This is a genomic window from Vibrio sp. (assembly GCF_047973365.1).
Taxonomy (GTDB): Bacteria; Pseudomonadota; Gammaproteobacteria; order Enterobacterales; family Vibrionaceae; genus Vibrio.
This window is the reverse complement of record NZ_JBKEBW010000037.1, coordinates 1-11,368: the sequence shown is the minus strand read 5'-3', so window position 1 is coordinate 11,368 and position 11,368 is coordinate 1. Positions and strand designations below refer to the sequence as shown.

The 11,368-nt window shown below is 38.8% G+C and carries 15 protein-coding genes; 5 read left to right on the top strand and 10 right to left on the bottom strand.

Annotated features, from left to right (window positions below):
• Positions 1-5: 5 nt before the first annotated feature.
• From ACK5MF_RS05850 to ACK5MF_RS05805, 10 genes are all read right to left on the bottom strand, one after another.
• Positions 6-1,406 carry a rhamnan synthesis F family protein gene (locus ACK5MF_RS05850; RefSeq protein ID WP_416920284.1) on the bottom strand — a complete coding sequence of 467 codons (1,401 nt, stop codon included), beginning with the start codon at positions 1,404-1,406 and terminating at the stop codon, positions 6-8.
• 17 nt (positions 1,407-1,423) lie between these two features.
• Positions 1,424-2,362, bottom strand: coding sequence for a methyltransferase domain-containing protein (locus tag ACK5MF_RS05845; protein WP_416920282.1), 939 nt, complete (start codon positions 2,360-2,362; stop codon positions 1,424-1,426).
• A gap of 18 nt (positions 2,363-2,380) precedes the next feature.
• The gene (gene rfbC, locus ACK5MF_RS05840) at positions 2,381-2,926 is read right to left on the bottom strand and encodes a dTDP-4-dehydrorhamnose 3,5-epimerase (protein ID WP_416920280.1); all 546 of its coding nucleotides are present in this window, start codon (positions 2,924-2,926) and stop codon (positions 2,381-2,383) included.
• 6 nt (positions 2,927-2,932) lie between these two features.
• Positions 2,933-3,805, bottom strand: a complete 873-nt coding sequence (rfbD, locus tag ACK5MF_RS05835) for a dTDP-4-dehydrorhamnose reductase (RefSeq protein WP_416920279.1) — start codon at positions 3,803-3,805, stop codon at positions 2,933-2,935.
• 11 nt (positions 3,806-3,816) lie between these two features.
• A complete protein-coding gene (gene rfbA, locus ACK5MF_RS05830) occupies positions 3,817-4,680 on the bottom strand; it encodes a glucose-1-phosphate thymidylyltransferase RfbA (RefSeq protein WP_416920277.1) in 864 nt (287 codons plus the stop codon).
• A 3-nt stretch (positions 4,681-4,683) separates the two neighbouring features.
• On the bottom strand, positions 4,684-5,748 hold the full coding sequence (gene rfbB, locus ACK5MF_RS05825; protein WP_416920275.1) for a dTDP-glucose 4,6-dehydratase: 1,065 nt from the start codon (positions 5,746-5,748) through the stop codon (positions 4,684-4,686).
• An 8-nt stretch (positions 5,749-5,756) separates the two neighbouring features.
• The gene (locus tag ACK5MF_RS05820; protein ID WP_416920273.1) at positions 5,757-6,806 is read right to left on the bottom strand and encodes an ABC transporter ATP-binding protein; all 1,050 of its coding nucleotides are present in this window, start codon (positions 6,804-6,806) and stop codon (positions 5,757-5,759) included.
• On the bottom strand, positions 6,806-7,582 hold the full coding sequence (locus ACK5MF_RS05815) for an ABC transporter permease (RefSeq protein ID WP_416920271.1): 777 nt from the start codon (positions 7,580-7,582) through the stop codon (positions 6,806-6,808). Before ACK5MF_RS05815 ends, ACK5MF_RS05820 begins: the two co-directional genes overlap by 1 nt.
• A 449-nt stretch (positions 7,583-8,031) precedes the next feature.
• A complete protein-coding gene (locus ACK5MF_RS05810) occupies positions 8,032-8,382 on the bottom strand; it encodes a hypothetical protein (protein WP_416920269.1) in 351 nt (116 codons plus the stop codon).
• 10 nt (positions 8,383-8,392) lie between these two features.
• Positions 8,393-9,190, bottom strand: a complete 798-nt coding sequence (locus ACK5MF_RS05805; RefSeq protein ID WP_416920267.1) for a helix-turn-helix domain-containing protein — start codon at positions 9,188-9,190, stop codon at positions 8,393-8,395.
• Between the two features lie 311 nt (positions 9,191-9,501).
• Between ACK5MF_RS05805 and ACK5MF_RS05800 the strand changes: the two genes are divergently transcribed.
• The 5 genes from ACK5MF_RS05800 to ACK5MF_RS05780 all read left to right on the top strand — a co-directional run.
• Positions 9,502-9,987, top strand: a complete 486-nt coding sequence (locus ACK5MF_RS05800) for a hypothetical protein (RefSeq protein WP_416920265.1) — start codon at positions 9,502-9,504, stop codon at positions 9,985-9,987.
• A gap of 4 nt (positions 9,988-9,991) precedes the next feature.
• Positions 9,992-10,438: an N-acetylmuramoyl-L-alanine amidase gene (locus ACK5MF_RS05795; RefSeq protein ID WP_416920263.1), complete on the top strand. Its 447-nt coding sequence runs from the start codon at positions 9,992-9,994 to the stop codon at positions 10,436-10,438.
• Between the two features lie 3 nt (positions 10,439-10,441).
• Positions 10,442-10,786, top strand: a complete 345-nt coding sequence (locus ACK5MF_RS05790) for a hypothetical protein (RefSeq protein ID WP_416920261.1) — start codon at positions 10,442-10,444, stop codon at positions 10,784-10,786.
• A 126-nt stretch (positions 10,787-10,912) separates the two neighbouring features.
• Positions 10,913-11,119, top strand: a complete 207-nt coding sequence (locus tag ACK5MF_RS05785) for a hypothetical protein (RefSeq protein ID WP_416920259.1) — start codon at positions 10,913-10,915, stop codon at positions 11,117-11,119.
• On the top strand, positions 11,120-11,368 hold a 249-nt coding region (locus ACK5MF_RS05780), incomplete at its 3' end, for a helix-turn-helix domain-containing protein (RefSeq protein WP_416920257.1).

Here is an 11,368-nt window from a genome sequence, read left to right as displayed (position 1 = left end):
TTCACTTACTTCAATAGATTCTTAATTATTATTTTAAATCTTAATGGTATTAAACGCTTTAATTTAGATATAAATGTCGTCTTTCCTTGCCAAATTGCATAATGTACAAGTGGATTTATATTCATATCTTTCTGTTTAAATACATCTTGATGATATTTTACCAATTCAAAATTAGTACTAGGGTCACGACCTTCCTTCCAACCATGAGTGCAAAAATGACTAAGAGGAGAAACGCCTGCATTAGCTATATCTGGATTTTCTCTCAGATAAAAAGATGGGTCAAATTTTCCTGTTTCTTTTATCAAATCTATTGATTTTCTTATATTTATTGTTGCAGGTAAAATCTTATCAGTTTGATTGAATAAGAAATAATGTACCATAGGGTTATATCGCTGATTTATTGATTCTGGATAATCATGCCAATAACTATACGAATTAAACCAACTAACCAATTCTTCGCCTAAAAATACACCATATCTTAAATAGTAAATAATCGGGTCTATTTCCATTGAATTACTAGGTGACTTAATTATTTGATTAGGGTCTATATTCCTTTTTAATAATTCATAATTTTTTTTAATATAAAGCTCAGAAACTAAACCTATACCCACACCAGATCTATTAACATAAGTAGCGATGTTATCATTATTTATTGCTAACCAATCAAATTTAGAATGTTCAAGATCTGTAGCAAAACTCAAACCAACTTTACTTTTTGATATAATCGGAAGATAACCAAACAACCGTTCAATAGCATGCCAATAGGAAGCGTATTGACCAGTACAACTAGATTTATTAGTTTCTTTAACAATGATGTTATCAATATTTAACTTTAACAACGGTTTAAGAGCTTCAGTTTTAGCCCAAAACATTGTCCCAGCAGCGAAACCAACTTCTTTCGCAGGATCACTATTATAGGCAATCTCGGAAAGTAATTTCGTAACCAAATGCTCGTTGCCATAACCTAAATATTTTGACGACTTATATAGCTCTGCTGGGAATAATACTGATAATTCAGGGTTCTGAGTAAAGACAGTTTGTATTTTAGAAAAATCAAATAAATTTGATGAATAAAGATTATCCGCCCATATTCGCTCAATATTTTCATAATGTTCTTCAAGATTTCCGGCTCCTTTTTTTGTATGTAACTTACACACAAGATCAATACCATCGTTTAAAACTACGGGTAATACTGTTAAAAATGGAACTATGTCATAGCCAACATTATCAACAACTATATAGTTTACAGTATTAAAATCGTATTTTTCCACAATTCTCTTGACTGAGTCTATTTTATCTTCGCTTGTAGTGAAATAAATAGAATCAAAATCACTTAGCTTATAATTAGAAATAACACTCTCAAAAACATCAATATAATACACATGAAAAATTAAGGCAGTCTTCATTACTTATCCATTTAAATCTACAAACTAAATACTTTCTTGATATACGTCAAGAATATCCTAACTGGTTTAGTACAGCGCCAAATTTTACTATTTAATAACTCACTATTTTTTTGTTTTTCTTTATTCAATAGGTAAGTTAATTCATCCTTATCATTGATCAGCTGTTCAATTTTTTGAGATTGTTGTATGGCTTTTTTTCCTATTTCAATAATAAGCTCATTTTTATCCGATAATTCTCTCAAAGATACTTGGTATTCTTGATTTAGCTGATCTTGAATTAAGAAATCTTCTGTTTTTTCGCTCAATCTAAGAGTAATATCTTCAGCTTCATGTCTCAAAGATGTATATAATGAACGCAGATCATTAAACATTCGATTAGAATAAAGAGATAAATGCTTCTGATCCTTAACAAAAACAGCTACAAAATCATTCCATCTCCCTGATTCTTTACCAAATAACTCAGGTTTATGCTCTTTTGTCGATAACTGCTTACCTACAAACGATTCCACTAACTGAACTGAAATATTATTTCGTTTTCCCCAAGTTTCCAGTGCTTTTCCCGCATCAGGATAAAAACGCCAGCAATCAACAGGATACCGATGAACCCAACCATTATTCGGTACATTTAAATATAAAACACCTTCAGGTTTGAGAACTCGTAACATTTCAAGAAAAGACAACCAAAACAGTTCAGAGTGTTCAAAACAAGAGCTGCTCACTAGCATATCAAACGACTCATCAGCGAACGGCAATTGGTAAGGATCATCTAAAACAACATCAACGCCATTACCAGATACAAAATCAACCCCGGTATAATCTAACTCAGGGTCAATTTCAGCTAACGCATCTTTAAGACTACCATTAACATTCTGAGAGCCGATTTCAACAACTTTCATTCCAGGTTTATAATAATTGTCAAAAAATATAGTACCAAATTGATAAGCTGAGTAATGCATAATTTAAATGAACCTTAATTACAGTTTGATACTCTGATTTAATAATAAACCATCACTATCTTTGCCAGATAGTTGTGGTAGTCCTAATACAGGCCACTCAATCCCTATCTCGGTATCATTCCATAAAATAGAATGCTCTGCTTGAGGGTTATAATAATCCGTACATTTATAAACAAATTCAGCTTCATCGCTCGTCACATAAAAACCATGAGCAAAACCCTCAGGAACCCAGAGCTGGCGTTTATTTTCTGCTGAAAGATATTCGCCAACCCATTGACCAAAAGTTGGAGAATCTTTACGGATATCTACAGCCACATCAAATACTTCGCCAGAAACGACTCGTACTAGTTTGCCTTGGGTGTTTTCCGTTTGGTAATGCAAACCACGTAAAATGCCTTTCTTCGACTTTGAGTGATTATCTTGTACAAATGTCGTTGGCTTGCCCGTCACTAGTTCTTCAAAACGTTTTTGGTTCCATGTTTCCATAAAGAAACCACGCTCATCACCAAACACTGCTGGCTTAATAATTTTTACATCTGGAATTTTTGTATCAATGACTTTCATAATCTTCTACTTGTAAGCTTGAATATTTTCTAATGCCGCATTCCAATCACTTGGCTTAATGCCGAATTGATTATTGATTTTACTGCAATCAAGGCGAGAGCTTGCAGGACGTTTAGCTGGTGTAGGGTAAGTTGATGTTGGAATAGCTGAAATAGTTGGTTGTTTAGCTAATACTGCTTTATTTTCAGCTAACTTAAATATCGTAGCTGCAAAGTCGAACCAGCTAGCATAAGGCATTCCTGCAAAGTGGTAAATACCCCATTCAGGTTGATTACCTTGTTCAACAAACTCAACCATTGCAATAAGTGCATCCGCAATATCACCAGCATAAGTTGGACCACCAAACTGATCGCCAACAATACTTAATTCATCACGCGTTTGTGCAAGACGAAGCATGGTTTTAACGAAGTTACTACCGTGTTCACCAAATACCCACGCGGTACGTAAAATCAGATGCTTTTCGCAACTTTGTGCTACCGCTTGTTCACCTTTAAGCTTTGTTCGGCCATAAACACTTTGAGGATCAGTTTTATCCGTTTCTGCATAAGGTCGTTCACCTTCACCATCAAACACATAATCGGTAGAGATATGTAACATCACAGCATTCACTTGTTGTGCTGCTTCTGCTAAATATTTGGGACCATCGCGGTTAATCGCATAAGAAAGTTCAACTTCCTGCTCCGCGCGGTCCACCGCAGTATGTGCCGCCGCATTAATGATGTAGTCAGGTTTAAAACCAGTCACTGTATCAAATACAGCTTGCTGGTCAGTAATATCTAACCCGTCATAATCAAGAGCTAAAACATCGGCTTTGTTTTTTAAACGTTCAGTAAGGCAATAACCAACTTGCCCATTACACCCTGTAATTAAAATTTTCATATTACTTCCTGTTACTTAATTAAAGAGTGTAAATACTGACCATAAGCATTTTTCAGCATAGGCTTAGCAATAGCGTTTAGTTCCGAATCACTTAACCAACCGTTACGCCAAGCAATTTCCTCTAAACAGGCAACCTTTAAGCCCTGCACATTTTCAATAGTTTGAACAAATGAAGAAGCTTCATGTAAACTTTCGTGAGTACCGGTGTCTAACCAAGCAAAACCACGACCTAATAGTTCCACATTTAATGAACCGTCGTTAAGGTACATTTCATTTAGAGTGGTAATTTCAAGTTCACCACGGTGCGAAGGTTTAACCTGCTTAGCCAGATCGACAACATGGTTATCATAAAAATATAACCCGGTTACAGCATAATTCGATTTTGGCTTAGAGGGCTTTTCTTCAATCGAAACAGCTTTCATACTTTCATCAAATTCAACAACCCCAAAACGTTCAGGGTCTCGAACCTGATAACCAAATACGGTAGCCCCATGTTCACGGCAAGCGGCACTCTTTAAGATATTACTGAATGATTGACCATAGAAAATATTATCGCCTAAAACCAAACACACTGAATCATCACCAATAAATTCTTCACCAATTAGAAATGCTTGTGCTAAACCATCAGGGCTAGGCTGAATTGCATATTGCAGGTTAATACCAAAATCACTGCCATCACCAAGCAGGCGTTTAAAGCTGTCATTATCTTCTGGTGTCGTGATAATCAAAATATCACGAATACCAGCTAACATTAGTGTTGAAAGCGGATAATAAATCATTGGTTTATCGTAAACAGGTAATAACTGCTTAGACACACCACGAGTAATAGGATATAGGCGAGTACCAGAACCACCAGCAAGAATAATACCTTTCATTAATTATTCTCCTGAACCTAAACGTTGCATGCTGTATGAACCATCTAACACACGGCTCCACCACGTTTTATTATTCAAATACCACTCTACTGTTTTGCGAATACCACTTTCAAAAGTCTCTTCTGGTTTCCAGCCGAGTTCACCTTCAATCTTCGTAGCATCAATGGCATAACGAACATCGTGACCAGGGCGATCTTTCACATAAGTGATAAGGTCTTGATACTGTGCAACACCTTCTGGCTTGTTCGGCACTAACTCTTCCAACAATGAACAAATGGTTTGTACAACTTCAATGTTGGCTTTTTCGTTGTGCCCACCAATATTGTATGTTTCACCAACGTTGCCTTCCGTCACGACTTTATATAGTGCACGAGCATGATCTTCGACAAATAACCAATCACGAATCTGCATACCATCACCATATACAGGCAGTGGTTTACCATCCAAGGCGTTTAAAATCATCAATGGAATTAGCTTTTCAGGGAAATGGAAAGGGCCATAGTTATTAGAACAGTTGGTAACAATTGTTGGTAAACCATAGGTACGTAACCAAGCTCGAACTAAATGGTCGCTAGAGGCTTTTGATGCTGAGTATGGGGAAGAAGGCTCGTAAGATGTCTCCTCAGTAAATAGGCCATCTGTCCCTTCTAAATCACCATACACTTCATCGGTTGAAATATGGTGGAAACGAAATGCTGCTTTTCTCTCACTATCTAATTCATTCCAATAGCTACGAGTAGCTTCAAGGAGTGTGTAAGTACCGACAATGTTGGTTTCAATAAATGCAGTAGGGCCATCAATAGAACGATCAACATGTGATTCAGCAGCTAAGTGCATCACTGCATCAGGTTGATACTGAGTAAAAATACGTTCCATTGCGGCTTTATCGCAAATATCTGCATGTTCAAATACGTAACGCTCATTATCAGCAACAGAGGTTAAAGACTCCAAATTACCAGCATAAGTTAACTTATCAACGTTAATTACACTATTTTGAGTATTGTTAATAATATGACGCACTACAGCAGAACCAATAAAACCAGCACCGCCTGTTACTAATAATTTCATAATGTACCTTAATTTGCCTCTAACTTAATTCTCAATATTTCGGTTTCGATACTATCAGCTTCAATAGTCAACGCCATATTTTTACCTACACATAACAATCCATTGTGATAACGCGCATGACTTGCTTGATCAATTTTAGCATAGCGAATGTGATACCCCATAGTTTCTGTAGGACCACTTAATTCAGAAATAATTTCATTGTTACATTTAGTGATAAATTGCTTTAATTTTCTATCTTTTAAATCAATTAATACTGCTCTAAATTTTACTTTATCGCCCATGGGTTTAATATCTTCAAACCAAAATAAATAATCATTACTTTTAATATATTGTTCAACTCTTAAGTTAAATGTTGAAAATTGACTATTTAAATTATATTTAGGGAAAATTTCTGGTGGTAAACCTTGCTGACGAACTTTACCACCGTCAATCCAAACAACTCTTTGTGCCAAACGCCTAACTTGTGGCTCAGAATGACTCACTATAATAACGGTTATATCCGATGCGATTTTTTCTTCTAATGCCCTCTCAGCTTTTTGTCGAAAACTCGCATCCCCAACAGCTAAGACTTCATCAATCAACAATACGTCAGGAGAAACAAACATGGCGACAGAAAAACCAAGGCGAGTTTTCATCCCAGAAGAATAAGTCTTAACTGGCTTCTCAAAAAAACTTTGTAGCTCAGAGAAAGTTTTAATTTCTTCTAGTTTATCAGTAATATGTTTTTTACTATAGCCAAGTAGCATACCACTAACCACCGCATTTTGACGTCCAGATAAGTTCGGATCGAAACCAGCCGCTAGCGCCATTAAAGAAACACTTTTCGTATGGTGAATCACTTCACCTCTATCTGGCTTAATAATACCAGCTAGCAAACGCAGCAAGGTTGATTTACCCGCGCCATTACGGCCGATAATACCTAAGGTTTCACCCTTGTAGACATCAAAAGAGATGTCTTTCAATGCTTCATAGCTTTCTGATTTAAAAAATGATTTACGCTCTCTATAAGTTACGCCAACATTCTTTAACTCAATAATTTTTTCTTGTTGCTCTGTCATTACTCTAATACCACTCTAGGCAAGACATATTCTAATTTTTTGTACGCCAAAACAGCGAACATGATTAATACCAAACTGAATAACGCAACAAAGCTCAACTGTTCATAATTCGGAATAACGCTGTCCACGAGCACATCACGAAATGCCGCTAAAATCACCGCCATAGGGTTTAAAAAGAAATATTGAAGTGCCTTTTCTGGAATATCATGATGGCTAAAGAAGATCCCCGAACAGAACATCATAAATTGAAGCCCGGTAGGTATCACAAAAGACATATCACGTACGAAAGGCACAATTAATGCCGCAATTAACGAACAACCTATTATCAGTAAAAACTGAACCAATATAATAGGGATAGCATGAAGCCAGGCTAACGATGGAGAAATACCATAGAAGATCAGAAAAGTCAGCAATAGCATAAATACAATTACCTGCTTCACCGCATCTTGCACGACAAAGGTTAATGGAAAAAAAACTTTCGCTATATACAACTGATTCATCAATTGCTTACCGTGCAAAATGCTACCCATCGTATGGCTGATAGTTTTTGAGAACCACAGCCAAGGAATTAAGCCTGTTAATAAGAAAGCCACATAGTTCTCTCCGCCTCTTGCCAATAAGAATGAGAAAACCACGTAATAAACCACCATATGTAATAGTGGCTCAATTACCCACCATGCGTAACTTAGGTAGTTAACCGAAGCTTCTGAGCGCAGGTTTAAACTTGCCTTAACCCAGATAAGCTCTAATGTGCTTTTAAATTGTGTTGAATACATAAAAGTTAAAACTCAATAAGACAAATAGACACGCTACCGCCCTTAGGTATCGCCCCTAAAAGCGCTAAAAATTTATAAAATGCTATTTACTTTGTGCATTTTTTAGTGCGCTGAGTTTACATCAAACTGGTTGCTGTTGCGACTACTAACCAGTATAGCTTTATGTGGTGTGATTGGATGTTGATTTTTTGGGAATTATTCGTTGGTTGAGGCGGTATGGGATTTAGATTCCTGCCTTCGCAGGAATGACGTGGGAGGGCAGGAATGACGTGGGAGGGCTGGAATGACACGATGCGGGAGGGCTGGAATGGCGTGACGAGGGAGGCAGGAATGACAGTGGTGGGTTCAGAAATGGCAGCGGTCGGAGGAGGAATAACCGTGAATAAGGTTGGTGTGATGCAGCCACCTAACGGCGTTTACATCACCCAACCTGTTTTATTGATGGTTATCTATTTTTTGTCTTCGCCCTCATCGGGTGAGGGCTTATTACAAAAACACATGTTTAACAAACACTGACATTTAACGGCTTTCACAATCTGCTTGCCTATCGCCAGATGAGTGGGTTTGCGGTTGGTATACAGGGTGTCAATTTCAATAAAAATACGTGCATTACGCAATATGCTGTGAAGCAAATTGGTTTGACTGATCCCAAGTTGCGAACACATCGCTTTAATGCATGAGTCTTGTGGGTAATTTTCTAACAGTAAGTCCAACACTTGCCGTGCCTTTCTATCAGTGCAAACGCTGATGTGTGCCGCTAACATTTGTTTCACTCGTTCAAGTAATATCTGTTGATTCATAGTTTTCCCCTTAGCGTTTCGCTTTATGCTTTTTCAACATGTTATGAATACGTTCTTCTAATGGGTGTTTCTTGCCACTTTGGCGGTACTCTTCCACTATTTTGTCAACGCCTCGACACGGTTCACTGCTGCGTGAATTCTGCGCTAAGTAATTTTTCCTTTTTAAGTCCGCCTCTTGCCTGCGCGTTAACCAGTGATAGATGAAGTGCTTGATACGCTCCATCGGTTTACGCTTTTCTTCATTCACCAGCAGCCAGGTTTGCATTGCGCGTAGCTGCTCAAGCACATTGATATTTGGGTAGTTTTGTTGCAGTTGTTGATAAAATTCAGTTGAAACCGCCCATTCCCCCTCTTTGGTCAGCAAACAGATCACCGCTTGTGCTGTTTGATGGATTTGTGAATGAGAAGACGATGAATTGCACCCCTCTTGAAGATCTTTTTCTTTTTGATCATTTATGTGTGCGGTTTGATCACCCTCAGTAGGTGCAAGATGATCCCCCTCCCGGGTGTAGCTGTTGCACTGTTCAATGTGGCAATTTTCTGGAATACGCAGTTGATACAAATTGCTTCGCTGTCGACCTTTTTCATTAAAGCGTTGAATTCGGGTAATGAATCCATTCTTTTCTAGCGTGCTCAAATGGCTTTTAACCGTGCGTAAGGAAATTTCACAATGCAGCGCAAGATAATGACATGAAGGAAAACACAGGTTGTAGCTGTCAGCGTTGTGGGCGAGTTTTAATAAAATAAGTTTACTAATCGGGGAACCGGTTTTCACCGACATGATGGATGAGATTAACTGATGACTCATAGAAGCTCCTTATTTGATGTATCAGCCTCTACCTAAACAACGAACCACAAATTAGGGACACTATTTATGCAAAAAATTCGATTCAGTGCCGATATTTAAGAGTCATAAATTATGAATAAAGTCATGGCGTTAACAACAAAGCGAGGTGGCTCGAAAAAATGCGCATCTTTTTGTTATTTCAGATAGTTTTTTTAACCCCATCTTAGCTTTGACCTTTAACCTTAGGCTCGGTTGAACCGCCCTTAGTCGGCGAATAAACCGTGAATCACCAGAAAGTTATGTTCACTTCCTCACTAACTGGAGATAAGTCTATGTGTATGACAATTCGGCGTTTTATCGCAGTTTATTCCCCAACCACCAGCAGTATTGAAACTTGTCAGCAGAAAGCGCTGTTTGCGCAGCCGCAGCAAGAGCACGATGACAATATCAGCAGGGAAACGTTTCTTTGTCTGCTTGCCAGCGCAAAACGGCAAGAGCCCGTGGGTTATGCCATTGCGTATTTGCGCTACATCCAACCGCAGCCAGATTACTTCGCCTTGCTACTTGAGTGGCTGAAACAGCGTTGTTACTCGCCCGCCCTTTCCTTGCCCAGCCATCAGGTCACGGCTATTGCGATCACCTGTTTGTATATGGTGATTAAACAACATGAATCACTGTTGATAGAGAACGCTTTGCAGGTCTATGGGTTTCATAGCAAGGAAGTGGACTTGTTGGAAGCAGGTGTAAATAAGGTGCGGCAACTGAATGAGGAACTGAAAGCACAGTATGAGGGGTTTGTTGGGAAGTTGGGGGGATGAACTTATGACCACACACCTTCAACCACGTTGGATAACCGTGCATTGCAGCGCTACGCCGCCGGAGATGGATATAGGCAGAGAGGAGATTCGCCAGTGGCACCTGCAACACGGCTGGAATGATATTGGCTACCACTATGTGATTCGCCGTAATGGCGATATTGAATTCGGTCGTGAGCCTCATGTGCAAGGTGCTCATGTTACCGCTCACAATCGAGGCAACCTTGGGATCGGCTTAGTCGGCGGTTGTGATAGCCAAATGCAAGCGCAAGACAATTTTACTCTGGCGCAACGCAAAAACTTATTTGCTTTGATAAGCCAGTTACAAAAACAGTATCACATTGATGATCAACATGTTACCGCGCACTCACAGTGGAACCCAGCCAAGGCTTGCCCAGTGATAAAAATCAACAGCGGTGACTTGTTAGCTCGCAATATTGCCGAAAAGGAGTAAACCATGAGTCTATTCGGACGAATGTTTGGCAGCCAATCCATCATGGAAAAAAGCTTAGATACCCTGACCAAAACAGGAGATGCCATGTTTTTTACTGATGAAGAAAAATCGCAATACAAAATCAACCTGCTTAAAGCGTATGAGCCGTTTAAGTTGGTGCAGCGTTATATTGTGCTGTTGTTTACCATTCCTTATGTCACCTTGCATGTCAGTGTCATTCTCGGTTGTATGCACGGGCTGGAGTGGCAAACGCTCAGTGTGATGATCAACGATGCATTCGGTTATCCGGTACTGGCGGCGGTGGGTTTGTATTTAACCGGTGGTGTTTTTGGTAAGAAGCAGAGTTAGTTAGTAAGAAGGAAGTCTTTGATCCTAATGCCAATCAGTTAAGAGAATCCTCGTTCCCATGCGTGGGAATGCATATTGAAGTGACCCCCAATAGTTGGACAACCAATTATTGGGGGTCTTTTATTTATGTCCAAATACAGTCGCGAGTTAAAGTTCAAAGTAGCTAAAAAGTATCTTGATGTCTTCACTCCTCTAGAGCTCGCTGAAATATATTCTGTCCCAACAAAACATGTTCGTGATTGGTCTCATGTGTTCACTATGCATGGTACAAATTCATTTTTAATTGATGGCCATTCTCTTAGTGCGGAAGCTAAGCTGGAAGCGTTGCAATGATTGTGGACAAAGGGCTGGTCTGTCAGACACACTAGCGCGGTGTTAAACCTCTCTTTCCCTACGACGTTAACGAGTTGGCTCCGAAAATATGAAAAGCAAGGCATTATTGGGTTGGAGAAACATAAAAGAGCGATTATTCCAATGAAGAACTCCCCGCAAACGCCACCCAAATCTGATGATGAGATGACCCTGGAAGAGTTAAAAGAAGAACTGGCGTATTTACGTGCGGAGAACGCTGTCTTAAAAAAG